Below are 24,385 nucleotides of genomic sequence, written 5' to 3'. Positions count from 1 at the left end.
CACCGCTCGCTAGGCTGCTCGATCGTGGACGCCAGCAGAATCGCCAGCCCGGTGACCGGGGTCGTCGGACGCTTCCTCGCCGGGGCGGGGCTGCTCCTGCGCGGGCTCGGTCTCTACGTCCGCAGCCCGGGGCTGATGCTGCTCGGCATCGTCCCGGCGCTGATCTCCGGCGCGCTGTTCCTGGCCGCGCTCGCCGCCCTTGTGTACTTCGTGGACGACCTCGCCGCGTTTGTCACTCCGTTCGCCGACGACTGGTCGAAGACCACCCGCAGCCTGGTCCGCGTGATCGCCGGGCTGGCCTTCCTGGGCGTTGGCGGTCTGCTCGGAGTGCTCACCTTCACCGCGGTGACCCTGGTCATCGGCGACCCGTTCTACGAGAAGATCTCCGAGCGGGTCGAGCAGCGGTACGGCGGCACGCCCGGCGCGGTGGACGTGCCCTTCTGGTCGTCGCTGCGCCGCAGCTTCGCCGACTCGGTACGGCTTGTGGCGCTCACGGCGCTTGTCGGGATTCCGCTGTTCCTGGCCGGCTTCATCCCGGTGGTCGGTCAGACGGTCGTCCCGGTCATCGGGGCGGCGGTGGGCGGGTGGTTCCTCGCCGTGGAGCTGGTCGGTGCGCCGTTCTACCGGCGCGGAATGCGGCTGCCGCAGCGCCGGACGATCCTGAAGGCCGACCGGGCCACCTCGCTCGGCTTCGGCGTGGCGGTCTTCCTGTGCTTCCTCATCCCACTCGGCGCGGTGCTGATCATGCCGGCGGCGGTCGCCGGCGCCACCCTGCTGGCCCGCCGATCGCTCGGCCAGCCGATCGAGAGGGCCTGACATGGAGATCAACCTGGTCGAGGGGGACATCACCACCCAGCGGGTGGACGCCATCGTGAACGCGGCCAATTCGTCCCTGCTCGGCGGCGGCGGCGTCGACGGTGCCATCCACCGGCGCGGCGGGCCGGCCATCCTCGCCGAGTGCCGGGCGCTGCGGGCGTCCCACTACGGCAGGGGCCTACCCACCGGGCAGGCGGTGGCGACCACCGCCGGGGATCTGCCGGCCCGCTGGGTGATCCACACGGTCGGGCCGGTCTGGTCGGCAGGCGAGGACCGGTCGGCGCTGCTGCGCGACTGTTACGCCAACAGCCTGCGGGTGGCCGACGAGCTGGGCGCTTCCACAGTGGCGTTCCCGCTGATCTCCGCCGGCATCTACGGCTGGCCGATCGACGACGCGGTGCGGCAGGCGCTGTCGGTGCTGCGCGCGGCCACCCCGGCCACCGTCACCGAGGCCCGCCTGGTCCTCTTCGGCGCCGGCACCCACACCACCGCCCGTCAGGTCTTCGACGCGGGCTGAGCCTTCCCGCGGCACCCAGATCTTGGACAGTTACCGTTCTCGCCGAACGGAAACTGTCCAAGATCTCGTCGGGCGCAGGCGCGGGGGCAGGTGCGGGCGCCGGCTTTGGTGGACGGCGCCGATCAGGTCAGCTCCGCCAGGCAGGACCACTGGGATCCGATCGGCCGGTAGCCGAGCCGGGCGTTGATCGCGAGCATCGGCGCGTTGGCCTCGTCGTTCGAGGTGTACGCGATCCGTACGCCGTTGGCGGCGGCCCGGTGTAGCGCCGCCGTCTTGGCCAGCCGGGCCAGCCCATGCCCCCGGTACGCGGGGACGGAGCCCGTGTAGTCCGACCACATCCGGTCCCCGTCCCGCTTCACGAGGCTGAAGGCGACAACGGCGCCGTCGATCTCGACGGCGGTGCTGGACGCCTTGTCCAGCCCGAGGTTGTCCCACACGTCGTACTGCCAGCTCTCGTAGCTCTTCGCGTCGACCGGTACATCGCCCGGTTCGTCCGCCGCCGAGGCCACGTCCGCCGCGTACAGCAGGCGCGGGTCCAGGTCGGCGATCGGGCGCAGCCGTACACCCGGGGGTGGCTCGGGCAGGGCCGGTGCCGACGTCAGGTCGAGCGCCGAGTAGCGCACCTCCCGACTGGGCTCGTAACCGTGTCGGCGGGCGAACGGCAGTGCCTCCGGCTGCGCCATGGCCCGCACCCGGCGGATTCCCAGCGGGCGGAGGTAGTCGGTCGCGGCGGTCAGCAGGGCCGTGCCAACGCCGCGTCGGCGGTGTTCCGGGTGGACGTGCAGCAGGTTGATGCCGCCCATGTTCGCCATCGATGTCGTCCCGATCTGCTCGGCGGACACCCAGCCGACCACCCGGTTGTCGACCTCGGCCACGAAGGCGGTCCAGGCTTCCTCGGGTGGGGGCTCGGCGATCATCTTCCGGGTCGACTCGACCCCGCGCACCAGGTACGGGAAGACCAGCGCCCGCAGGGCCACCACGTCCGGGGCGTCGTCCGGCTGCGCCACCCGGATCCGCATGTCAGGCCACCTTCCGTACGGCTGCAACGGTGCGTCCCTCGGTGCTCAGCGGACACGCGCCGGCGGTGAACACCAAGCGAGCGGGCGGCTCGACGGTGGCCGCGTACGCGTACTCGGCGACATCAGAGAGGGCGGGGGGCAGCAGCGCGACCGGATCCGGCATGTCGGTGAGGCTAGCGACGATCGGGATCTCCGGACGACGGGTTTACGGCTGCACACGCGCCCTCGAGGGTGCGAAAGCAACGAAACGGCCCGCGATAGGGATAAGCAAGATTATCCTCTCATATCGACTGAAATGCCCACAAACCACGCAGAGATCATGGGGGAACCGTGAGAGCACTACTCGTCAAAGCCGTCGCGATCGGTGCCGCAGCCGGTGCGTTCCTGGTCGGGGCGGGAGGCGCGGCGCTCGCCCAGCCGACCGATCCGACCCAGCCGCCGCCGCAAGTCAGCAACATCGACATCAACCCGGGCAACGTTCCCACGACCGCTGCCGCATTCACTCAGGGCTGCGACCCGAACCTCGGCGGTGGGCCGTTCCCGGACCAGGACGTGTGGGTGTTCAACCTGCCAGGCGATCCGCAGACCTCCGGTCAGTTCGTCACGGTCACCGGCACCTGGAGCATCCCGAACGACGGCACCGTGACCCGGACGATCCCCACCGACGGTGGGGCGATCGTCAACGACATGGGCACCAGCAAGGCGTGGATCCGGCTGCCCGCCGGCTGGACACTGATCGACGCCACCGCGGTGATCACCGGTACGGCCGAGTTCTTCGTGCTGACCAGCACCTGTGCCGCCAGCGGTCAGCCGACCACGCCGCCGCCCACGACTGCGCCGCCCACGACTGCGCCGCCCACCACCCAGCCGCCCACGACTGCGCCGCCCACTGCCACCCCGACGAAGAGCCACCTGCCGATCACCGGCACGTCGGCGGGCAGTTTGCTCCCGATGACCATCCTCGGCATCGGTGCGGTGGCGCTCGGCGCCACGCTGATCGCCGTGCGCCGTCGTCGAGACGCGGAGAGCTGATCGGCCGGTACGGGCATCGCATCCGGAACTGCTAGCGGGTCCCGGGGGCTCTCCTCGTCGAGGAGAGCCCCCGGCTACGCCGAGTCGCGCAGGATCAACTCGGTGGGGAGCATGACCGACTGCTCGATGGTTTCCCCGGCGGCCAGCCGGAGCAGTTGCCGGGTCATCCGCCGGCCGAGTTCCACGATCGGCTGCCGGACGGTGGTCAGCGGCGGCTCGGTGTAGGCGGCCGTCTCGATGTCGTCGAAGCCGACCACCGCCACGTCCTCCGGCACCCGCCGACCGGCCTCGCGCAGCGTACGCAGGGCGGCGTGTGCCATCAGGTCGGAGGCGGCGAAGACGCCGTCCAGGTCGGGGTGCTCGGTGAGCAGCCGGCGCATCGCCGCCGACCCGGACTCCCGGGTGAAGTCGCCGACGGCGATCAGCTCGGGCAGCCCCGCGTCGGCGACCGCGGAGCGGTAACCGTTGAGCCGCTCGATACCGGCGATCATGTCCTGCGGGCCGGCGATGGTGGCGATCCGCCGACGACCGCTGTCGATCAGGTGTCGGATGGCTGCGGTCACGCCGCCCACGTGGTCGACGTCGACGTACGGCACTGGCACGTCGCCGAGCGGCCGGCCGCTGACCACCACCGGGATGCCGAGCTGGGCCAGGGTGCCGGGCAGCGGGTCGGCACCGTGCAGCGAGGCGAAGAGCACCCCGTCGACGTGCCGTCCGGTGGTGTACCGCTCGACCCGGTGGTGTCCGGCCGGTGAGCCGGCGAGCATCAGCACCAGTTGCTTGTCGGCGGCCTCCAGTTCCTGGCTGACACCGCGGATGATGCCGGGGAAGACCTGGTCGTCGGAGAAGACCCGGGTGGCCGCTTCCGGCATCACCAGGGCGATCGAGTCGGTGCGCTGGGTGACCAGGCTGCGGGCGGCGAGGTTGGGCACGTAGCCCAGCTCGGCGACCGCCCGGGTGACCGCCTCCCGGATCGGCTCGGCGACGGTGGTGGAGCCGTTGACCACACGGGACACGGTGGCCCGGGACACCCCGGCCCGCGCCGCCACCGCTTCGAGCGTCGGCCGTTGCGCCGTCGTCATCGCGCCTTCCTCCCACCCTGCTACCACCCGGCACTGGCCTTCGGTCTGCGCCGCTGGGGTCAGGTCGTCAAGGTGCTCGATCCCGAACCGCCTGCGGTAACCACTCCAGGATTGACCATACGAGATAACCGTTCGGGTCCATGCCCCGTAGATCGCCTGGCGGAGCGGAACCTCGGAGGTGACCTGCCGCCCGACGGCGGCAATCGAGAGAGCGCTCTCACGCCAGCGTGGCCGTTACCTCCCGAACTGTCAAGAGAGCGCTCTCTCGGATCGGTCCCCGGAGACCGGCGAGGGCGCCACCCGGCGGGGTGACGCCCTCGTCAAGACGGATCGATCACTTGGCGCGCAGGCCATCCAGCAGAGCGCGATCGCCGGCGACGTCCAGCGTCTCGAAACTCACCCGGCCCCAGAGCGCCAGCAGCAGGTCGCTCGCCGTGCCGCTCACCTGCGCCCGCGCGTGGTGATCGTCGTGGTCGAAGATGGTCGCCGTGTCGAGCAGCGCCACCCCCTCGCCGCGCAGCCGCAAATACCACTCCTGAGCGGCGTCGGTCGCGGTGAGCTGCACCACCCCGTGCCAGTCGCCCGGCGTCCGCCGCCGGCCCGCCGGCAGCCAGGTGTCCAGCACCTCACTCACCCCGTCGGCAGCGAGCTTCGCCTCCACCGGCTCGCCGGCCGCGATGGCGAGCTGGGCGTCCCAACGGTGCACGGCCGTCTCGTGCGCCATCCGACGCGGCCAGAAACCGGCCTTCTTCGGCTGCGGAGCCCAGTTCCACGCCGGCGCCTCCGGGTCGAGCCCGTCGAAGACCGTCATCAGCCGCTCGTACCCCTGCTGCCACAGGTCGAGCGGGCGCACGCCCGGGTCCGTTTCGAGCGCTTCCCGGGGGGCCGGCTGGGCGGGCCGGCCGGACCCGGCGAACGACGCAACCCAGTGGTAGATGCCAGCGAGGTGCACTGTGAGGTCGTTGACCGTCCAGCCCGGACAGGACAGAACCGGTGTCTCCGGCGGCGCCTCGGCCACCGCAGCCGCGAACGCGGGGCCCTCCGCTCGGAGCGCCCCGATCCAGAAATCCTTACTGCCCTGCAGTCTGCTCATCGCCATCCTCCCGGGGGTGCCGGGCGACCAGTGGGTGCCACGGCTATCAGTCAGCCTAAGGTGAAGGGCGTGCCAGACGCCTCCGCCCAGCCGACAACCGAAGCCGATCGTGCCATCCCTGGTCCACTGGCCAGCCACACCACTCTACGAATGGGTGGGACCGCCCAGCGGATCGTGGCCGCCGACAGCGCCGACGAGATCGTCCGCGCCGTCCGCGCCGCGGACGAGCCGGTCCTGATCCTGGCCGGTGGCAGCAACGTGGTGATCGGTGACTCCGGCTTCCCCGGCACCGTCGTGCTGATCCGCTCCCGTGGGCTGAGCGTCGTCGACGAGGACGCCGAATCGGTCACCGTACGGGTCGACGCCGGCGAGCCGTGGGACGACCTGGTCGCCGCCACGGTGGCCAACGGCTGGGCCGGTCTGGAGTGCCTCTCCGGTATCCCCGGCTCGACCGGCGCCACCCCGATCCAGAACGTCGGCGCGTACGGCCAGGAGGTCGCCGAGACGATCAGCGGCGTCGAGGTGTACGACCGGTCCGAGGGCACCCGCCACATCATTCCCGCCGCCGACTGCGGGTTCGCCTACCGAGGCAGCATCTTCAAGTACCGGGACCGTTGGGTGGTGCTGTCCGTCGACTTCCGACTCACCCGGTCACCGCTCTCCGGCCCGGTGCGCTACGCCGAGTTGGCGCGTGCGCTCGGCGTCGAGGTGGGCGACCAGGTGCCGCTTGCCGACGCCCGCGCGGCGGTGCTGCGGCTGCGCGCCGGCAAGGGCATGGTGCTCGACGCCACCGACCCGGACACTCGCTCGGTCGGCTCCTTCTTCACCAACCCGGTGTTGGATCAGGCGACGTACGAGCTGCTCCGGAAGCGCGCCGCCGAGCTGGGCGACCCGCCCGCCTGGCCGGGAGCCGACGGCATGGTCAAGGTGAGCGCGGCCTGGCTGATCGACAAGGCCGGTTTCACCAAGGGCCACCCCGGGCCGGGTGGCGTGGCCATCTCCGGCAAGCACACTCTCGCCCTCACCAACCGCAGCGGCACCGCCCACACCGGCGACCTGCTGAGCCTCGCCCGGGACATCCGCGACACGGTGCACTACCGCTTCGGCGTCACCCTCCACCCCGAACCCGTACTCATCAACTGCGCCCTCTGACCCCCACGGTCGGCCACGGGAGGGTCAGTTCTCCCTGCCGCCAGCGGTTCGGACCGCCGAGGACGGGCCAGCCGGTCTCGCGGAGACGGGTCACCGCTCTCAGCCAGCGTTGGCGGGGGCCGAAGGTGGCGTACGGGGCGGCGGCCTGCCAGGCGTCGTCCAGGGCGCGGATCAGATCGTGTACCGGCTCACCGGGAACGTTGCGGTGGATCAGGGCCTTCGGCAGCCGCTCGGCCAGTTCGGCGGGGCTGCCCAGCGTGGTGAGCTTCGCGGCCAGGGTCAGCGTGCGCGGGCCGTCGGCGTCGACCACCAGCCAACTGGCCAGCCGACCCAACTCGTCGCACGTGCCCTCCACGAGCACCCCACCCGGGGCGAGCGCGGCGGTCATCGTCCGCCAGGCGTCCGGGACCTCGCTCTCGTCGTACTGTCGCAGCACGTTGAACGCGCGGACCAGCACCGGCCGGAGCCCGGCCAGCTCGAAGCCGCCGCGGGCGAACGTCAGGCCCGGCGGGTCGGCGGCCGGGGCCGCGGCGGCCACCCGGGCCGGGTCGATCTCCAACCCCACAAGCCGTACGTCGGGGCGAACCCCCGCCGCCAGCCGGGCGCGCAGTTCCACAGCGGTCACCGGAGTGGCGCCGTAGCCGAGGTCGACCACCAGGGGATCGGCCGCCGCCATGAGCCGGTCGGCGCAGGTGGCGACGATCCAGTTGTCCACCCGACGGAGCCGGTTCGGGTTGGTCGTGCCCCGGGTGACCACACCGAGCGGACGGCGCCGTGCCCCGCCGCTCATCCCGACGTCACCGCCCGCGCCTCACTGACCGACCCGGTACACCTTGTGCTGGGCGGCCTGGGCCCGTGGCCGGACCACCAGCCGGTCGATGTTGACGTGCTCCGGGCGGGTGGCGCACCAGGCGATGCAGTCGGCGACGTCCTCGGCGACCAGCGGCCCCGGCACGCCGGCGTAGACGGCGGCCGCCCGTTGCGCGTCACCCTCGAAGCGGACCAACCCGAACTCGTCGGTCTTCACCATGCCCGGGTCGATCTCGATCACCCGCAGCGGTCGGCCGCACAACTCCAGGCGGAGCGTGCCGGCGATGGCGGTCTGCGCGTGCTTTGCGGCGGTGTAGCCGCCCCCGCCCTCGTAGACGGTCAGGCCGGCGGTCGAGGAGACCACCACGATGGTGCCGGAGCCGGACGCCTCCAGCGCAGGCAGCAGCGCCTGGGTGACCCGCAGCGTGCCGAGCACGTTGACGTCGTACATCCACTGCCAGTCGGCGACCGAGCCGGACTCCACCGGGTCCAGCCCCCGCGCTCCGCCGGCGTTGTTGACAAGCACTGTGACCGGCCCGGGTGCCTGGGCCGCGGCCTCGGCCAGCCCGGCCACCGACTCGTCCGAGGTGATGTCGCAGGTCACCGCGGTGGCCTGCCCGCCGGCGGCGGTGATCTCGGCGACCAGGTCGGCGAGCCGCTCGGCACGGCGGGCGGCGGCGAGCACGTGGAAGCCCTCGGCGGCGAGTCGGCGGGCGGTGGCCGCGCCGATCCCGCTGGACGCTCCGGTGACGATGGCGACAGGGGTCATTCCGACATTGTCACCCCGACCGTGGCACCCGTTCCGACCGGGGAAGGGGCGGCCATCGACGGGGGTGCGGTGATGAGGTCCGTCACCCCCGGGGGCCGCGCTGGGGAATTTCCGATGCCCGATGGGGAAGATGACATCCGGCGTACAGGTTGACCGAGAGGCGCCGGTCGTGCGAGACGGCATCTACCGTGACGAAGGAGCGGATGTGGCGGAAATGCACACCGGTGTCGGGCGTCAGCGAGGTGCCCGACCGTGGCCTCGGCCGCGCCGCATCGCCACCCTGTCGGTGCACACCTCCCCCCTGCACCAGCCCGGCACGGGCGACGCCGGCGGGATGAACGTCTACATCCTCGAGGTCGCGCGGCGGCTCGCCGAAGCCAACGTCGAGGTGGAGATCTTCACCCGGGCCACCTCCGGCGACCTGCCCCCGGTCGTCGAGATGGCACCCGGCGTGCAGGTCCGGCACATCACCTCGGGCCCCCTGGAGGGCCTCACCAAGGAAGAGCTGCCCGGCCAGCTCTGCGCCTTCACGGCCGGGGTGCTGCGCGCCGAGGCGTCCCGCCCGCCCGGGCACTACGACCTGATCCACTCCCACTACTGGCTCTCCGGTCAGGTCGGCTGGCTGGCCAAGGAGCGTTGGGGGGTGCCGCTGGTACACACCGCGCACACCCTGGCGAAGGTCAAGAACGCCCAACTCGCGGCCGGCGACCGGCCAGAGCCAAAGGCTCGGGTGATCGGCGAGGAACAGGTGGTCGCCGAGGCGGACCGGCTGGTCGCCAACACCCGGGTCGAGGCCAGCGACCTCCTCACCCGCTACGACGCCGACCCCGCCCGGGTCTCCGTGGTGCAGCCGGGTGTCGACCTGGACCGGTTCCGGCCCGCGCCGGGCGACCGGTCCGCGACCACCCGCGAGGCTCGCCGCCGGCTGGGGCTGCCGACCGACGGGTACGTCGTCGCCTTCGTCGGCCGGATCCAGCCGCTCAAAGCCCCCGACGTGCTGATCCGCGCGATCGCCGCGCTGCGCGAACGCGACCCGGCGCTGGCCGACCAGGTGACAGTGGTGATCTGCGGCGGACCCAGCGGCAGCGGGCTGGACCGGCCGACCGCGCTGATCGAGCTGGCCGCCACGCTCGGGGTCAGCGACGGGGTGCGGTTCCTGCCACCGCTCACCGGCGACGACCTGCCGGCCCTGTACCGGGCGGCCGATCTGGTCGCGGTGCCGTCCCACAACGAATCGTTCGGGCTGGTCGCCCTGGAGGCACAGGCCTGCGGTACGCCGGTGCTGGCCGCCGCCGTCGGAGGGCTGGTCACCGCCGTCCGTGATCAGGTCAGTGGCGTCCTGATCGACGGTCACGACCCGGTCGACTGGGCCACGGCGCTGGGCCGTCTGCTGCCGGACCGAGCCCTCCGGGCGGCGCTCGGCCGGGGAGCCGAGCAGCATGCCCGGCACTTCTCCTGGGACCGTACGGTCGCCGGTCTGCTCGGCGTCTACGGCGAGGCGATCGCCGCACACCGCACCCGGCTCGCAGCCGACCTGGCGGCCAACCCGGCGCTCTCCTGCTCCTGGTGACCGAGGGGCGCCGCTCTCAACAGGTGCGCCGGGCGGGTCGGTCGTAGAGTGGGTCCGGTGAGCCCGAAGAGCGATCTTGCGACCCTGATCGAGTCGGTCTGCGCGGAACGGGAGCTGGCCTGGGAGTCGACCGGCGCCGACTCGTACGCCGTCACCCTGCCGGGCACGCACAAACTCAAGACGGTCTGCAACCTCATCATCGGCGAGCACGCGCTGCGGGTCGAGGCGTTCGTGATGCGCCAACCGGACGAGCGTCGCGAGGAGCTGTGGGCCTGGCTGTTGCAGCGCAACGCCCGGATGTACGGCGTCTCCTTCTCCACCGACGCCGTCGGCGACGTGTACCTGACCGGGCGGGTCAACCCGGCCGGCGTGGACGCCGACGAGTTGGACCGGCTGCTCGGCTCCGTGCTCACGTACGCCGACGAGTCGTTCGACACGATGCTGGAGATCGGCTTCGGCAGTTCGATCCGCCGCGAGTACGAGTGGCGGGTCAAGCGTGGCGAGTCGACCGCCAACCTGGCCGCGTTCGCCCATCTCTTCGAGCCCTCCGGCACCGGCCCCGACCAGTCCTGACCGCGCGCCGGCGCGGAGCGCCTGCGCGCCCCGGACCGCGCCCCGCGCCCCGCGCCCCGCGCCCCGCGCCCCGCGCCCCGCGCCCCGCGCCCCGCGCCCCGCGCCCCGCGCCCCGCGCCCCGCGCCAAGATCGTGCTTGATCCGGGAAGTAGTGGCCTCGCTTCGCGTCCGATGCCACTCGATCCTGGATCGTGCGCGATCACGGCTGGTTGTCCGTGGTTCGGACTGCTCCTGACGGGTATGCCGCTCCGCGCGGTGCGGCGAGGGACCCCCGCGCGCCGAGGACGGAGTGTCAAGGAGCGGAGCGTCCCATGGCTCAGCGGAACAGCTCAGGTCGCGGCGCGACTGCGACCAGGACGAAGCGACAGGCCGGCAACCAGACGCCGGGTACCCCAGGAGTCTCCGAGTCGGAGATCTCCCGGATGCGGGTGGACGACATCCGCGGGCAACTGCGCAAACGCGGGGTCTCCGGGATCTCCGCGCTGCGCAAGCCCGACCTGGTGAAACAGTTGGTGCGCTCGATGCGGGCCGGCGCGGGTCGGAGCAGCACCGGCCCGACCGGCCGGGCCACCGGCACCAGGGCATCGGCCGGTCGGGCCGCCGCCACGAAGAAGTCGGCGTCGAGGGCGGCACCGGGTCGCGCGAAGGCCGCACCGGCGAACAAGAGCGCCCCCGCGAAGCGGGCCGCCGCCGCGAAGAAGACGACGGCCGCGAAGAAGACAACAGCCGCGAAGAGAACGATCGCCGCGAAGAAGACGACGGCTGCGAAGAAGACGACGGCCGCGAAGAAGACGACCGCTGCGCGGAAGTCGACGGGGGCGCGTAAGGCGGCTCCCGCGAAGAAGACCACAGCGGCGGCCACGTCGACCGCCGCGCGCAGGACGTCGGCGGCGAGCAGGTCGACGACCGCGCGTTCGACGGCCCGTACCGCACCCGCGCGCAAGGCGCCGGCGAAGAAGGCCCCGGCGCGGCCGGCGGCGAAGCGGGCCGCGTCTTCCGCCGCGAAGCGGGCGGCGCCCGCCAAGCGCACGGCGTCCCGGTCGGTCAGCAGCGGCACGTCGGCCGGTGGGATCCGGACCGGACGGGGCACCGGACGGTCGGTCCGCAGCTCGCAGGTGATCTCGTCGCTCACGGACCGGCCGGAGCGGCCGGGGCGGAGTCTGATCACCGCGAATCACGAGGTGATCCAGCGTTGGGCCCGGGAGCGGGGGGCCAGACCGGCAACCATCGCGGGCACCGAACGGGACGGTCGTGCGGGTGTTCTGACCTTCAACATCCCCGGTTACCGGGAAAGTAGCCGAATTCGCGAGATCACCTGGGATGAGTGGTTCTATACCTTTGACCTGCGCCGGCTGAACCTGATTTATCAGGAACAGTTGCGCAACGGCCGGCAGAGCAGCTTTTTCCGGACCGAGTCGCCCGATCGGGAGGACGGTTGAGGTGTTTGCGGGAATGGTTGAGGGGTACCCGGCTGTTGCCAGAGATCGAGGCCCGAGCAGCGGATACTCGTCAGTTGTGACGGGCGAGACAGGCGTTCTGGGTTGAATCCAGAATCCGGGCGAACTAGCTTTATTGCACCGCGTCACGCTTGGAAACGTTCGGGGGAGCGGCGGATCGAAAAGATCCGCGCACCAGGCGAGACGCGAGGGGACGGGTGGATTTACCGTTGGGGGACGGTGCCCACCTGTTTGGACCGGCGGCTGAGCGGGCGACGCTTACGGGGGTGAGTGTTTGCCCGCCGCCGCCGGCCCCACCGGCGGGCGCCCACTACGACCTCAGGGCCGTGGTGGGCGCTTTGCCGTGTCGAGGGGTCAGGCGGTCGGCACCCGGTCAGCGGCTGGTGTCTGCTTCCGGAGCAGCGCGGCGACGTGCCGCTCCCGGGGCGGTCCGGCGACCAGATGCCCGACCGCCGCCGCCACGCCCAGGGCGCCCACCAGCAGCCAGTGCCGGTCGCCGAGGTGTTGCAGGCTCACCCCGCCGAGGGTGGGAGCGACGAACGCCGCAGCCGGGAACGTCAGGTAGAAGACCGCCTGATACCGGGCGCGTAGCTGCGGCGGCGCCAGGTCGGCGTTGATCTGCGCGTTGGGCGGGGCGGCGAGCATCGAGCCGACCGTCCAGACCACCGCGGCACCCAGGTAGATGGCCAGGTGGTCGGCGACGGCGAGCACTCCGAAGCCGAGCGCGAGCAGCGCGGTGGAGGCGGCCAGGACGACGTCCTTACGGTGCCGGTCGATCAGCCGGGGCACGAACAGTTGCCCGATCACGATCAGCGCGCCACCGAGCGCCACCACCAACCCGTACGCCGATGGGCCCAGGCCGTCCGCACGCATGGCCAGCGGCATGATCGTCGACGTCTGCATGGTGAGTACGGCCAGCACGAAGGTGAGCCCGACGAAGACCAGGAAGGTGCGGTCGGTGAGGGCGGTGTGCAGTCCCTGCCGACGGGGCCGGGCCGACGCGCGGGTGGCCGGCGGTGGGTCGGCGGGTGGGGCGGCCAGCCGGAGGGTCTCCGGTACCTTCCAGCCGATCACGGCAGCCGCCGTCAGGGTGGCGCCGGCGTCGACAAGGAACAGCGCGGTGAAGCTCGCCTCGGCCAGCACCCCGGCGAGCAGCGAGGCGACCGCCATGCCCAGGTTGAACGCCCAGAACTGAAGGTTGAACGCGCGTGAGCGGCGCTCGGCGGGCACCACGTCGACGATCGCCGCGACGAACGCCGGACCGGGCATCGAGTGGACCACGCCGACAAGCGCGGAGAGCACCGCGATCAGGAGCAGGGGTTGACTGAAGGCGAGCGCCACCATCAGGACGACAGTGCTCAGGTGCGCGGCGAGCAGGGTCGCCCGGCGGCCCCACCGGTCGGCGAGGACACCACCGAGCAGCACGCCGGCCGCTCCGCCGGCCCCGTACGCGCCGACCACGGTGCCGGCCAGCCCGATGCTCGCTCCGCGTACGTCGGTGAGGTAGAGCGACAGGAACAGCATGGCGAACGCGCCGGCCCGGTTGATCAGCAGGCCGGCCCAGAGGTACCAGAAGGTGGCGGGTAATCCGCCTGCGGTGTCGTGCCACCAGCGCCGCGCGGCGTGCACCCGACCTCCCGACAGTTCGGATTGTTAACTGTTCCAACCGCACAGTAGGGAGTCCGACACCGCCACGCCACTCATTACGCCTCGGCGGGCTGCGGCGTTCGGGGGGCGGTGAACGGCGCCAGCACCTCACCGGAGTGCCGCAGCGCGGCGGCCCGCCGCTCCCGGGCCGGCCCCGACACGAGGTGGGCCACGGCGGTCAGCGCGCCGAGCGCGGCGCAGCCGTACCAGAGCGTGTCGTTGCCGGCGTGCTCGCGGACCAGGCCGCCGAGGATGGGCGCGCTGGCCCCGGCGATCTGCCAGGACAGGGAGAAGACGCCCTGGTAGCGACCCCGCAGCTCGGCCGGGGAGAGTTCGGCGATCAGCGTGGAGTTGGACGGCGAGTTGAGCATCTCGCCCACCGTCCAGATCAGCACGGTCAGCCCGTAGAACCAGGCGGTGCCGGCGAACGCGGTAAGCCCGAACCCGACGCCCATCACCACGGACGCCAGCGCGAGCACGTGGGAGCGGCTCCGACCCCGGATCAGACGGGGTACGAACAGCTGGCCGACCACGATGAGGACCCCGTTGAGCGCGATCACCGAGCCGTAGGTGGCCGGGCTCAGGCCGTCGTCGCCCATGGCGATCGGCAGCATCGAGATGTGCTGGAGGAAGACCAGCGCGGCGAACAGGTTGAGAGCCACGAAGCCGAGGTAGACGCGGTCGGTGAGGATCGTGCGCAGGGCGCCGCGCGGGGCGGCCGCCGCAGCGGTGGTGGCACCACCGGACTGCCGTGTCTCCGGCACCCGGGTGAAGATGATCAGCGCGGTGATCAGCATGGTGCCGGCGTCGACAACGAACAGCAGCAGGTAGTCGGCCTGAGCGGCGAGGCCGGCGAGAACGGCGGCGCAGGCGAAGCCCAGGTTGATGGCCCAGTAGTTGAGCGAGAAGGCGCGCAGCCGGTCCTTCGCCGGCACCACGTCGATCATCATCGCCCCGAACGCGGGCCGGGCCGCCTCGGCGAACATGCCGAGCAGCAGGGCGCCCAGCGCCACCGCCCAGAGGTCCCGGGCCAGCCCGAGCGCGAGCATCATGGCGGCCGCGCCCACGTGCGCGGTGAGCAACGTCGGCCGGCGACCCCACCGGTCCGCGAGGGTGCCGCCGACGGTGGTGCCGAACGCGCCGCCGACGCCCCACAGTCCGATCACCAGCCCGGCCTGGGAGGCCGAGAAGCCGCGTTCCTGGGTGAGGTAGATGGCGAGGAAGACGAGGACGAACGAGCCGAGCCGATTGATCAGGGTGCCCGACCACAGGTACCAGAAGGTGGTGGGCAGGCCGCCGGTGGTGTCCCGGAACCAACTCCGCATCGTCCGCATATGGCGCCCCGCTTGCAAGTAATGACCGATCTGACTGGCGTGCCTTACAACCCTAGTGGCGGGCGCAGCCCCTGGTCATCCGTATTTTCACGTGGTGGTCGTCACGACGGCTGCCCGCGTGTCCCCTCGGCGGTTGAGGCAGGATGATCCGCATGACTGCGAGCGAAGGGCCCACCGTCGGGACGCTGGTCCTGCTGCGCCACGGTGAGAGCGACTGGAATGCCAAGAACCTCTTCACCGGCTGGGTGGACGTCGACCTGACCGAGAAGGGCGAGGGCGAGGCGCGGCGCGGCGGCGAGCTGATGCGCGAGCACAGCCTCCTGCCGGACGTCGTGCACACCAGCGTGCTGCGCCGGGCGATCCGCACCGCCGAGCTGGCGCTCAACGCCGCCGACCGGCACTGGATCGCGGTGCGCCGGTCGTGGCGGCTCAACGAGCGCCACTACGGCGCCCTGCAGGGCAAGAACAAGAAGCAGACCCTTGACGAGTACGGCGAGGAGCAGTTCATGCTTTGGCGTCGGTCGTACGACACGCCGCCGCCGCCGATCGACGACAACGACGAGTGGTCGCAGGTCGGCGACCCCCGATACGCGCTGCTGCCGACCGAGCTGATGCCGCGTACCGAGTGCCTCAAGGACGTCGTCGAGCGGATGCTGCCCTACTGGTACGACTCGATCGTGCCGGACATCCTGGCCGGCCGGACGGTGCTGGTGGCCGCGCACGGCAACTCGCTGCGCGCCCTGGTCAAGCACCTCGACCAGATCTCCGACGAGGCGATCGCCAAGCTGAACATCCCGACCGGCATCCCGCTGCGCTACGACCTCGACCCGCAGCTGCGCCCACTCACCCTGGGCGGCACGTACCTCGACCCGACGGCAGCCAAGGAAGCCGCCGCCGCGGTCGCCAACCAGGGCCGCTGAGCCGACGACGAAGGCCCCCGGGATTCCGGGGGCCTTCGTGCTGCCCGGTTCAGCTCGCGGAGGGCGTGTTCTGCCCGGTGATCAGGTAGATCACGTGCTCGCCGGCGTTCACCGCGTGGTCGGCGAAGCGCTCGTAGAAGCGACCCAGCAGGGTGGCGTCGATGGCGGTCTCCACCCCGTACGGCCAGTCGTCGCCGAGCAGCATCGCGAACAGGTTCTTGTGCAGCTCGTCCATGGCGTCGTCGTCGCCGTCCAGCTCGCTGGCCAGGTCGGCGTCGGGCTTCGCCAGCACCGAGCCGATCTTCACGGCCATCCGGTCGGCGATCTCGGACATCTCGGTGAAGACAGTCCGCAGCTCGGCCGGGACGGCGGGAGAGGGGTGCCGGCGCAGCGCGGTCTTCGCCACGTGCTCGGCGAGGTCGCCCATCCGCTCCAGATCAGCGGCCACGTGCAGCGCGGTGATCATCGCCCGGAGGTCGGAGGCGACCGGCGCCTGTCGGGCGAGCAGGTCACAGACCCGCTCCTCGACGTGTCGGTAGAGGTCGTCAATCTCGCCGTCCCGCTCGATGACCGTCTCGGCGGCCTGCCGGTCGGCGGTGAGCAGGGCCCGGGTGGCCTGGCGCATGGCGGCGCGGACGCCCTCCGCCATGTCCACCAGCAGTTGGCTGACGATCTGGAGGTCGGCCCGAAACTCGTCGCGCATCATCACGTCCTGTGGTCGGTCGCCGCCGGCGGATGCCGGCGCAGGGGGTTGAGCAGGTGCGACGCCAACGGTATGGGGCGCGGGGGGACCTCGGATGAACCACGGTGAACGACGCCAGACGCGGGGGTGAACAATTCTGGAAGTGCGGGTGGTTCGTCCCGTTCTGTGTGGTAGCCAGGTTAACAATGACCCTACGATCGCCGGGTGGAGTGGACGGTGGCGGTCGTGGTGGCCGTGGCGTTGGTGGCCGGGTTGGCCGCCGGTCTCCTGCTGCCCCGGTTCCTGCCCGCGCGGGACGGTCGCTCCACGTCGACGGGGAGCGTCAGCTCCCGCTGGAGCAGGGGGAGGCCCGCGATAGTCGACGAGCAGCAGGCCGGGCTCGGCCGCCGGACGATCGACTCGCTCCGGGCCGGTGTCGTGGTACTGGACAACGACGACGTCCCCGTGTTGATCAACCCGGCCGCCCGCGCGATGGGGCTGTTGCGTACCGGCAGCACTCCCGGCTCGATCGCCGCGCACCCGCTGATCCGTACCCTCGCCGGGCAGGTGCGACGCACCGGGGTGCGGCGCGAGATCGAGCTGGACCTGCCCCGAGGTCGCGACAGCGCGGGGGAGAACCCGCTCGGGGTGCACCTACGGGCGATGGGTCTCGGTAACGGCTTCATCGCTGTGGAAGCGGTCGACGTGACCGAGTCGCACCGGCTGACCCGCGTACGACGCGACTTCGTGGCCAATGTGAGTCACGAGTTGAAGACCCCGATCGGGGCGCTGCAACTGCTCGCCGAGGCGTTGCTCGACGCCACCGAACCGGCCGACGCGGCGGTGCCCGACCTCTCCGAGGACCTGGTGGCCGCGCGCCGGTTCGCCGAGCGGATCCAGCACGAGTCGACCCGGCTGGGTCGGCTGGTGCAGGAGTTGCTGGAGTTGACCCGGTTGCAGGGCGCCGAACCGCAACCGCCGCCCGAGCCGGTCGCGCTGGACTGGGTGATCGCCGAGGTGGTCGACCGCACCCGCACCACGGCTTCCGCCCGGGGTGTCGAGGTGACAGTGGATGGTCAGCGTGGCCTCACCGCGTACGGCAGCGACTCCCAACTCGCCACGGCGGTTGCGAATCTGGTGGAGAACGCCATCAACTACTCGGGTGAGGACACCACGGTGCGGGTCACCCTCCGCGGCGACGACGAGCACGTCGAGGTCGCCGTCGCTGACCAGGGCATCGGCATAGCCCCCACCGACGTGGACCGGATCTTCGAGCGGTTCTACCGGGCCGACCAGGCCCGTTCGCGTGCCACCGGAGGCACCGGGCTCGGCCTGGCGATCGTGAAACACATCGCGAGCAACCATGGCGGACGGGTCGAGGTGTCGAGCACTCTTGGTGGTGGATCGACGTTCACCCTCCGGCTGCCCGCCAGCCCACCGGACGACCTGCTGGCGACACTGCCGCCGGTTGGGATCGAGTCCGGTCCGGCTGGGCTACGGCAGGTCTGACAGCAATGAAAGGAAATTCCCGTTGAGCCGCGTTCTGGTGGTCGAGGACGAGGAGTCGTTCTCCGACGCCTTGTCGTACATGCTCCGTAAGGAGGGCTTCGAGGTTTCGGTCGCTGCGACCGGCACCGACGCCCTCACCGAGTTCGACCGGACCGGCGCCGACATCGTGTTGCTCGACCTGATGTTGCCCGAGATGTCGGGCACCGAGGTCTGCCGACAACTGCGGCAGCGGTCGGCCGTGCCGATCATCATGGTCACCGCACGGGACAGCGAGATCGACAAGGTGGTCGGGCTGGAGATCGGAGCCGACGACTACGTCACCAAGCCGTACTCGCCGCGGGAACTGGTTGCCCGGATCCGGGCGGTGCTGCGCCGGCAGAGCCCGGAGGTGGCCGAGGCGGGGGCGCCGACGCTGGCGGCCGGCCCGGTGCGGATGGACATCGAACGGCACGTGGTGACCGTCGAGGGCGGAGCCGTGCAGCTGCCGCTCAAGGAATTCGAGTTGCTGGAGCTGCTGCTGCGCAACGCGGGTCGGGTGCTCACCCGCGGCCAGCTCATCGACCGGGTCTGGGGCGCCGACTATGTCGGTGACACCAAGACGCTGGACGTGCACGTGAAGCGGCTGCGTTCCAAGATCGAGCCGGAGCCGTCCGCGCCGCGTTTCATCGTCACCGTCCGGGGCCTGGGCTACAAGTTCGAGCCGTGATCGGCGTACCCGAAGGGGGTCTGCCCTCGGCGCAGGCCCCCTTCGGGCTGTTAAGGCGTGGTCAGCGGACGACCTTGATGTTGAAGATGGCGGTGTCGAGTCGGCCGTAGAGCCGCAACCAGAGTGGCAGCAGCATCTCGGTGCCCCGGGCGGTGGAGAGGTCACCGAGGTCGATCACGTCGGTGTGCCCGAAGCTGACGAGTAGTCCGGTCACGATCCGCTTGGCCTCCGCGTCGTCACCGGAGACGAAGACGCTGTGCTCACCGCCGGCGAGCTGACGTGGGTGCACCATCAGCTCGGCGGTGAGCGTGTTGAGTGACTTGACCACCTTGGTCTGCGGAAACTCGCGCTGGATGCGTTCGGCGAGGGAGTCGGTGTTGTGCACCGACAGGGTGGGCGGAAAGCCCGCACCGAAGTCGAGCGGGTTGGCGATGTCGAGCAGAACCTTGCCGGCCAGGTTCGGCGCGCCGGCCGCGGCCAGCGCGGAGAGCGAGCCGTTGCCGTTTGTGGCGTTCACCACCAGCTCGGCGGCGCCGGCGGCGTCGGCCAGGGTTGCCAGGCCGACCTCCGGGTGTTGCGCCGCCCAGTGGGCGTGTTCGCCGGCCCGGACGGCCGCGACATCGCGGGTGCCGATTGTCACCTGGTGACCCAACTCCGCCGCGCGGGCGGCGATGGCTCGACCGACCGAGCCGGTGCCGAGAACTGCGATATGCATGTCGATCCATCCTCCGTCGGGGCATCGATCGGGCTCGTGCCGATTGCAGCAGACTAACAGACAGGTCTGTCTATCGGCGCCCTGAAGAGGTCCCGTGCGCGCCGATGTCACCTGCTGGGGCGCTCGGCCGGGCGGGTAGGGATGGGGTCCTTCTGTGCCTGTAGAGCTGCCCCAGATATGGGGCGACCCCGCCGGCGCGGTCCTCGAAAGTGGCTGGTGCTGGTGCTGGTGCTGGTGCTGGTGCTGGTGCGGTCGGTCGGCCGGGGGGGGCGGGTTGGGATGGGTCCTGCTGTGCCTGTAGAGCTGCCCCAGATATGGGGCAACCCCACCGGCTGGCCCTCGAAAGTGGCTGGTGCCCGTGCCACCTGCTGTGGGTGGGTGCCGCCTGCTCGGACGCCTGACCTCTTGCCCGGGCGCCCGCCTGGCTTCTTGCCCGGACGGGCGTCTCGCTTCGTCCGGAGGGCCGCCTGACTTCTTGCCCGGACGGGCGTCTCGCTTCGTCCGGAGGGCCGCCTGACTTCTTGCCCGGACGGGCGTCTCGCTTCGTCCGGAGGGCCGCCTGGCTTCTTGCCCGGACGGGCGCTTCGCTTCGTCCGGGGGTCCGCCTGGCTTCTTGCCCGGACGGGCGCTTCGCTTCGTCCGGAGGTCCGCCTGACTTCTTGCCCGGACGGGCGTCTCGCTTCGTCCGGGGGTCCGCGTGGCTTCTTGCCCGGACGGGCGCTTCGCTTCGTCCGGAGGGCCGCCTGGCTTCTTGCCCGGACGCGCCTCGCTTCGTCCGAGGTCTGCCCCATATCCGGGGCAGGTCTACAGGGGCTGACCAGAGTGGGTCGGTGGCCGTGGCCAGACGGAGCTGTCTATAGGATCGGGCCGTCAGCAGCAGATCGAGGGAGTACCGATGCCCGCGCCCCGCACTCCGGCCGGCTCGGCCCGGGACCGGATCCTGGACACCGCGTTCCGGCTCTTCTACGCGCACGGGCCGCGCGGCGTGGGGGTGGACACGGTGATCGCCGAGTCGGGCGTGGCCAAGGCGACGCTCTACAAGCACTTCCCGCGCAAGGACGATCTCGTGCTGGCGTACCTCGATCGGGTCGACCAGGCGTGGTTCGGCGCGTTGCGGTCGGCGGCCCGGGATGCCGGCGACGAGCCGCGTGACCAGCTGATCGGAATGTTCGACGCGCTGGCGGGCGCCTGTCGCCGGGAGGGTTACCACGGCTGCGCGTTCATCAACACCGCTGCCGAGTCGTCCGCCGGTGGCCCGGTGCACGCGCGGACGGTCGAGCACAAGACCGTCGTCCGAGCCTGGGTGACCGAGCTGGCCCGGCAGGCCGGGGCGGCCGACCCGGAACTGCTCGCCCGGCAGCTCACCCTGCTGCTGGACGGTGGGCTTGCCGCCGGTGTGCTGGACGGCGACCCGCTGATCGCCGACGCGGCTCGGCGCAGCGCTCGCACGCTCGTCGACGACGCGCTGCGCTGAGCGACGAGCGCGGGGCGCGGCTCCGAAACAGCGCGGGGCGCGACTCGGAACAGCGCGGGGCGCGACTCGGAACAGCTTGCGTCAGGACTCGTCGGCGGGGTGCGGGGCGACCATGCCCTGCCTGGTCCGGGCCGCGCACAGCTCGGCCAGCCGCTCGTAGGCCGCGGCGCCGATCAGTGCGGTCAGCTCCGGGGCGTACGACAGGTACATCGGCTCGGTGCCGACGTGCGCGTCCGTCGAGGAGGTGCACCACCAGTCCAGGTCGTGCCCACCGGCGCCCCAACCGCGCCGATCGAACTCGGAGAGGGTGGAGACCAGCACCTTGGAGTTGTCCGGGCGCTTGACCCAGTCCTGATCCCGGCGGATCGGTAGCTGCCAGCAGACGTCCGGCTTGTATTCCAACGGGTGCACCCCGTCGCGCAACGCCTGGCCGTGCAGGGCGCAGCCACCCCCGCCGACGAAGTCGGCGTCGTTGAGGAAGACGCACGGGCCGTCGGGGCCCTGGGTGGCGGTGCGGCGAGCCGGGTTCTTGCCGTCGATGGTGTCCTCGTCGGTCCAGTTCTTGAACCCACGCTGGAAGTGCTGCCAGGTCGCCGGGGTGAGCCGCTTGACGGCGTTGCGGACCCGCTTCTCGTCGTCCGAGTCGGTGAAGAACGCCCCGTGCGAGCAGCAGCCGTCGGCGGCCCGACCGGCGATGATGCCGTGGCAGCCCTTGCCGAAGATGCAGGTCCAGCGGGAGAGCAGCCAGGTCAGGTCGGCGCGGATCAGGTGCGTCTCGTCAGCCGGGTCGGTGAACTCGATCCACTCCCGCGGGAAGTCCAGTGGCACCTCGCGGCTGCGCGGGTCGCCTGGGTCGTCCACCAGCACACGGAGCTCCATCGTCACCCGGCCCAGCGTACGCGCGGTGACGTCCGCAGGCCGGCGAGCCGCGCAAACGTGTTGCACCTAGGGTCTTCACCATGCGACTGGGTGTCCTCGACGTCGGATCCAACACGGTGCACCTCCTGGTGGTGGACGCGCACCACGGCGCGCACCCGTGGCCGGCGCACTCCGAGAAGGTGGTGCTCCGGCTGGCCGAGCAGATCGGCCCCGACGGCGCGCTGACCGAGGCGGGCGCCGACGGGCTGGTCAAGGCCGTGGGCATGGCCAAGGCGGCGGCCGCCGGCCTGGCTGCCGACGACCTGATCGCCTTCGCGACGTCCGCGGTGCGCGACGCCACGAACGCGGCCGAGGTGCTGGCCCGGGTCCGCGAGGAGACCGGGGTACGGCTGGCGGTGCTCTCCGGGGCGGACGAGGCGCGGTCGACGTTCCTGGCCGTACGGCGGTGGTTCGGTTGGTCGGCGGGGCGGCTGCTGGTGCTGGACATCGGTGGCGGCTCGCTGGAGATCGCCGCCGGCATCGACGAGGACCCGGACGTGGCGGTCTCACTGCCGCTCGGGGCCGGCCGGCTGACCCGGGAACGGCTGCGGGTCGATCCGGCCAGCGCGGCCCCGCCGTCGGCGGAGACCGTCGAGAAGCTCCGGGAGTACGTGGACGGGCGGCTGGACAAGATCGTCGATCAGATGACCGAGGTGGGCTGGGACCGGGCGGTCGCCACCTCGAAGACGTTCCGGACCCTGGCCCGACTGGCCGGGGCCGCGCCCTCCGGCGCCGGCCTCTGGGCGCGGCGCAGCCTGACCCGGGCGGGCCTGCGGCAGGTCATCGGGTTCATCCGGCACATCCCACCGGCCCAGTTGATGGAGCTGGAGGGGGTCAGCACGGGTCGGGCGCACCAACTACTGGCGGGTGCCGTGGTCGCCGAGGCGGTGATGCGCCGCCTGGATCTGGACTCGCTGGACATCTGCCCGTGGGCGCTGCGCGAGGGCGTCATCCTCCGTCGACTCGATCAACTCGAACCGATCTGATCCGGTGGCCGGTTTCGGCTGGTTTGCCGGCGCTCGTCGCAATGACGGCAGCGCTGCCGGGCTACGCTGGCTGATGTGACTTCCCGCGTTCCCGTGCTTCTGTCCAGCTCGTCGGTCTTTCCCGAACCGACCGCGGCGGCGTTCCAACTGGCCGCGGCACTCGGCTACGACGGGGTCGAGGTGATGGTCTGGACCGACGTGGTCAGCCAGGACGCGGGCGCGCTGCGTGGCCTCTCCACGCACTACGACATCCCGTTGCTCTCGGTGCACGCGCCCTGCCTGCTGGTCACCCAGCGGGTGTGGAGCCCGGACCCGTGGGAGCGGCTGCGCAGGGCCGCCGAGCTGGCCGAGACGCTGGAGGCGCCGACCGTCGTGGTGCACCCGCCGTTCACCTGGCAACGTGACTACGCGCGCAACTTCGCCGAGGGGTTGGCCACTGTCGCGGACCGGTTCAGCGGGCTGCGGTTCGCGGTGGAGAACATGTACCCGGTGCGGATGGCGGGTCGGCAGTTCGTCCCGTACGCGCCGGGGTGGGATCCCACCGACACCGGCTACCCGTCGTACACCCTGGATCTGTCGCACTGCGCTGCCTCGCACAGCGACCCGCTGGAGATGGCCGACCGGATGGGCGCCGGGCTGGCGCACGTGCACCTGGGTGACGGCACCGGCGAGGGCCGCGACGAGCACCTGGTGCCCGGGCGCGGCACCCAGCCCTGCGGTGAGCTGCTCTCCTCGCTGGCCGGGCGTGGCTTCACCGGGTCGGTGGCGGTGGAGGTCGCCACCCGGGGCGCGAAGAGCCGCGCGGTACGCGAGGCGGACCTGCGTGCCGCGCTGGAGTTCGCCCGTCAGCACCTGACCGCGTCGTCCCCGGTCGACGCCTGACCACGTCCGCCCGCGACGGGCGGCGGCGGTGTCAGCTGACCGGTGAGAGCGAGTCCACGGCGCTCGTCGGCTGCGCGGCGACCGTCACCTGCTCACCGACCGCAGCCCGCTTGCGGGCCCGGTGGGCCGCCACGTGCGAGCGGGTTGCGCACCGCTCGGAGCAGAACCGCCGGCAGCAGTTGGACGACGTGTCCAGGTAGACGTTGCCGCACCGCTCGTCGGCACACACCCCGAATCGGGCACTGCCGTACTCGCAGAGCCAGACCGACAGCCCCCAGACCGCGCCGGCCAGGTACTCGGCGCTGACCGAGGCGCCCCGGCTGGTGACGTGCATGTGCCAGTCGCTGGAGTCGTGCCCGGAGATGCGCGGCTGCACCGGGAACGCCTCGAGCAGCCCGTTCAGCTCGGTGACCGCCTGGGCGTCCCGCCCCGAGGTGCCGTACTCGAAGACGTCGCGCAACCGTTTCTGGGCCCGGCGGAAGATCGCGACGTCCCGGTCCGCGACCTCGTCGCTCATCCAGGCGTGGTCGTCGGCGAAGAGGGCTCGCAGGTCGTCGAGGTCGTCCAGGCGGGCGTTGACCAGGTCAACGCCGGTCCGGGCGTACGCGTCGAAGTTCACGCCCCCAACGGTAGACGACTGACGCGGCGCGCGGCGCGTCGATGTAGCGCGGCAGGAACCGCGCGTAGTCGTCGGCGATCGGACTGCCGCTCTCCCGCCCCTC

At 71.5% G+C, this 24,385-nt stretch carries 24 protein-coding genes and 1 pseudogene; 13 read left to right on the top strand and 12 right to left on the bottom strand.

Annotated elements, in window-relative coordinates:
• The first annotated feature begins 24 nt into the window (after positions 1-24).
• Both ACQPWW_RS31690 and ACQPWW_RS31685 read left to right on the top strand, forming a co-directional pair.
• Complete coding sequence (locus tag ACQPWW_RS31690) at positions 25-816, top strand: EI24 domain-containing protein (RefSeq protein ID WP_433127488.1); 792 nt, start codon at positions 25-27, stop codon at positions 814-816.
• Position 817: 1 nt separating this feature from the next.
• Positions 818-1,333, top strand: a complete 516-nt coding sequence (locus ACQPWW_RS31685; protein WP_433127487.1) for an O-acetyl-ADP-ribose deacetylase — start codon at positions 818-820, stop codon at positions 1,331-1,333.
• Between the two features lie 122 nt (positions 1,334-1,455).
• On the opposite strand, the gene ACQPWW_RS31680 is transcribed toward ACQPWW_RS31685, so the two are convergent.
• Together ACQPWW_RS31680 and ACQPWW_RS31675 are read right to left on the bottom strand one after the other, a co-directional pair.
• Positions 1,456-2,352, bottom strand: a complete 897-nt coding sequence (locus tag ACQPWW_RS31680) for a GNAT family N-acetyltransferase (protein ID WP_433127486.1) — start codon at positions 2,350-2,352, stop codon at positions 1,456-1,458.
• A gap of 22 nt (positions 2,353-2,374) precedes the next feature.
• Positions 2,375-2,515: pseudogene (locus ACQPWW_RS31675) on the bottom strand (RidA family protein); the annotation flags it as partial.
• A 167-nt stretch (positions 2,516-2,682) separates the two neighbouring features.
• Here ACQPWW_RS31675 and ACQPWW_RS31670 point away from each other — a divergent pair.
• Entirely contained in the window at positions 2,683-3,384 is a 702-nt protein-coding gene (locus ACQPWW_RS31670; RefSeq protein ID WP_433127485.1) for a hypothetical protein, read from the top strand.
• 74 nt (positions 3,385-3,458) lie between these two features.
• Here ACQPWW_RS31670 and ACQPWW_RS31665 read toward each other — a convergent pair whose 3' ends face one another.
• On the bottom strand, positions 3,459-4,466 hold the full coding sequence (locus ACQPWW_RS31665) for a LacI family DNA-binding transcriptional regulator (protein ID WP_433127484.1): 1,008 nt from the start codon (positions 4,464-4,466) through the stop codon (positions 3,459-3,461).
• Between the two features lie 334 nt (positions 4,467-4,800).
• The gene (locus ACQPWW_RS31660; protein ID WP_433127483.1) at positions 4,801-5,559 is read right to left on the bottom strand and encodes a maleylpyruvate isomerase family mycothiol-dependent enzyme; all 759 of its coding nucleotides are present in this window, start codon (positions 5,557-5,559) and stop codon (positions 4,801-4,803) included.
• Between the two features lie 150 nt (positions 5,560-5,709).
• On the opposite strand from ACQPWW_RS31660, the gene ACQPWW_RS31655 reads away from it, so the two are divergent.
• Positions 5,710-6,711, top strand: a complete 1,002-nt coding sequence (locus ACQPWW_RS31655; protein WP_433127482.1) for a UDP-N-acetylmuramate dehydrogenase — start codon at positions 5,710-5,712, stop codon at positions 6,709-6,711.
• Here the strand turns inward: ACQPWW_RS31655 and ACQPWW_RS31650 are convergent.
• Together ACQPWW_RS31650 and ACQPWW_RS31645 are read right to left on the bottom strand one after the other, a co-directional pair.
• Positions 6,695-7,501: a class I SAM-dependent methyltransferase gene (locus ACQPWW_RS31650; RefSeq protein ID WP_433127481.1), complete on the bottom strand. Its 807-nt coding sequence runs from the start codon at positions 7,499-7,501 to the stop codon at positions 6,695-6,697. The genes ACQPWW_RS31655 and ACQPWW_RS31650 overlap by 17 nt on opposite strands.
• 21 nt (positions 7,502-7,522) lie before the next feature.
• A complete protein-coding gene (locus ACQPWW_RS31645; RefSeq protein WP_433127480.1) occupies positions 7,523-8,290 on the bottom strand; it encodes an SDR family oxidoreductase in 768 nt (255 codons plus the stop codon).
• Between the two features lie 205 nt (positions 8,291-8,495).
• On the opposite strand from ACQPWW_RS31645, the gene mshA reads away from it, so the two are divergent.
• The 3 genes from mshA (at position 8,496) to ACQPWW_RS31630 (ending at position 11,872) form a co-directional block, all read left to right on the top strand.
• Positions 8,496-9,860: a D-inositol-3-phosphate glycosyltransferase gene (gene mshA / locus ACQPWW_RS31640; RefSeq protein ID WP_433127479.1), complete on the top strand. Its 1,365-nt coding sequence runs from the start codon at positions 8,496-8,498 to the stop codon at positions 9,858-9,860.
• Positions 9,861-9,917: 57 nt separating this feature from the next.
• Positions 9,918-10,433, top strand: coding sequence for a YbjN domain-containing protein (locus tag ACQPWW_RS31635; protein WP_433127478.1), 516 nt, complete (start codon positions 9,918-9,920; stop codon positions 10,431-10,433).
• 740 nt (positions 10,434-11,173) lie between these two features.
• The gene (locus ACQPWW_RS31630; RefSeq protein ID WP_433134700.1) at positions 11,174-11,872 is read left to right on the top strand and encodes a hypothetical protein; all 699 of its coding nucleotides are present in this window, start codon (positions 11,174-11,176) and stop codon (positions 11,870-11,872) included.
• Between the two features lie 372 nt (positions 11,873-12,244).
• On the opposite strand, the gene ACQPWW_RS31625 is transcribed toward ACQPWW_RS31630, so the two are convergent.
• Both ACQPWW_RS31625 and ACQPWW_RS31620 read right to left on the bottom strand, forming a co-directional pair.
• The gene (locus ACQPWW_RS31625) at positions 12,245-13,519 is read right to left on the bottom strand and encodes an MFS transporter (protein ID WP_433127477.1); all 1,275 of its coding nucleotides are present in this window, start codon (positions 13,517-13,519) and stop codon (positions 12,245-12,247) included.
• Positions 13,520-13,593: 74 nt separating this feature from the next.
• On the bottom strand, positions 13,594-14,871 hold the full coding sequence (locus tag ACQPWW_RS31620) for an MDR family MFS transporter (RefSeq protein WP_433127476.1): 1,278 nt from the start codon (positions 14,869-14,871) through the stop codon (positions 13,594-13,596).
• 152 nt (positions 14,872-15,023) lie between these two features.
• Between ACQPWW_RS31620 and ACQPWW_RS31615 the strand changes: the two genes are divergently transcribed.
• Positions 15,024-15,791 carry a phosphoglyceromutase gene (locus tag ACQPWW_RS31615; RefSeq protein WP_433127475.1) on the top strand — a complete coding sequence of 256 codons (768 nt, stop codon included), beginning with the start codon at positions 15,024-15,026 and terminating at the stop codon, positions 15,789-15,791.
• 49 nt (positions 15,792-15,840) lie between these two features.
• Here ACQPWW_RS31615 and phoU read toward each other — a convergent pair whose 3' ends face one another.
• Positions 15,841-16,494 (bottom strand): phosphate signaling complex protein PhoU, encoded by a 654-nt coding sequence (phoU, locus tag ACQPWW_RS31610; RefSeq protein WP_433127474.1) that lies wholly within the window; start codon positions 16,492-16,494, stop codon positions 15,841-15,843.
• A 204-nt stretch (positions 16,495-16,698) separates the two neighbouring features.
• Here phoU and ACQPWW_RS31605 point away from each other — a divergent pair, with 204 nt between their 5' ends.
• Positions 16,699-17,982, top strand: coding sequence for a sensor histidine kinase (locus ACQPWW_RS31605; RefSeq protein WP_433127473.1), 1,284 nt, complete (start codon positions 16,699-16,701; stop codon positions 17,980-17,982).
• Positions 17,983-18,004: 22 nt separating this feature from the next.
• Positions 18,005-18,688 (top strand): response regulator transcription factor, encoded by a 684-nt coding sequence (locus ACQPWW_RS31600; protein ID WP_039906992.1) that lies wholly within the window; start codon positions 18,005-18,007, stop codon positions 18,686-18,688.
• Positions 18,689-18,749: 61 nt separating this feature from the next.
• Here ACQPWW_RS31600 and ACQPWW_RS31595 read toward each other — a convergent pair whose 3' ends face one another.
• The gene (locus tag ACQPWW_RS31595) at positions 18,750-19,403 is read right to left on the bottom strand and encodes an NADPH-dependent F420 reductase (protein WP_433127472.1); all 654 of its coding nucleotides are present in this window, start codon (positions 19,401-19,403) and stop codon (positions 18,750-18,752) included.
• 895 nt (positions 19,404-20,298) lie between these two features.
• On the opposite strand from ACQPWW_RS31595, the gene ACQPWW_RS31590 reads away from it, so the two are divergent.
• On the top strand, positions 20,299-20,877 hold the full coding sequence (locus tag ACQPWW_RS31590) for a TetR/AcrR family transcriptional regulator (protein WP_433127471.1): 579 nt from the start codon (positions 20,299-20,301) through the stop codon (positions 20,875-20,877).
• Positions 20,878-20,958: 81 nt separating this feature from the next.
• On the opposite strand, the gene ACQPWW_RS31585 is transcribed toward ACQPWW_RS31590, so the two are convergent.
• A complete protein-coding gene (locus ACQPWW_RS31585) occupies positions 20,959-21,756 on the bottom strand; it encodes a hypothetical protein (protein WP_433134698.1) in 798 nt (265 codons plus the stop codon).
• Between the two features lie 80 nt (positions 21,757-21,836).
• Between ACQPWW_RS31585 and ACQPWW_RS31580 the strand changes: the two genes are divergently transcribed.
• Positions 21,837-22,781 carry a Ppx/GppA phosphatase family protein gene (locus tag ACQPWW_RS31580; protein ID WP_433127470.1) on the top strand — a complete coding sequence of 315 codons (945 nt, stop codon included), beginning with the start codon at positions 21,837-21,839 and terminating at the stop codon, positions 22,779-22,781.
• 75 nt (positions 22,782-22,856) lie between these two features.
• Complete coding sequence (locus ACQPWW_RS31575) at positions 22,857-23,663, top strand: sugar phosphate isomerase/epimerase family protein (protein WP_433127469.1); 807 nt, start codon at positions 22,857-22,859, stop codon at positions 23,661-23,663.
• A gap of 31 nt (positions 23,664-23,694) precedes the next feature.
• On the opposite strand, the gene ACQPWW_RS31570 is transcribed toward ACQPWW_RS31575, so the two are convergent.
• Positions 23,695-24,282: a CGNR zinc finger domain-containing protein gene (locus ACQPWW_RS31570; protein WP_355027638.1), complete on the bottom strand. Its 588-nt coding sequence runs from the start codon at positions 24,280-24,282 to the stop codon at positions 23,695-23,697.
• Between the last annotated feature and the right edge of the window lie 103 nt (positions 24,283-24,385).

The organism is Micromonospora sp. CA-240977 (assembly GCF_050942285.1).
GTDB lineage: Bacteria > Actinomycetota > Actinomycetes > Mycobacteriales > Micromonosporaceae > Micromonospora.
Note: the sequence above shows the minus strand (reverse complement) of the source record. Positions and strands in the feature narration are given on the sequence as shown.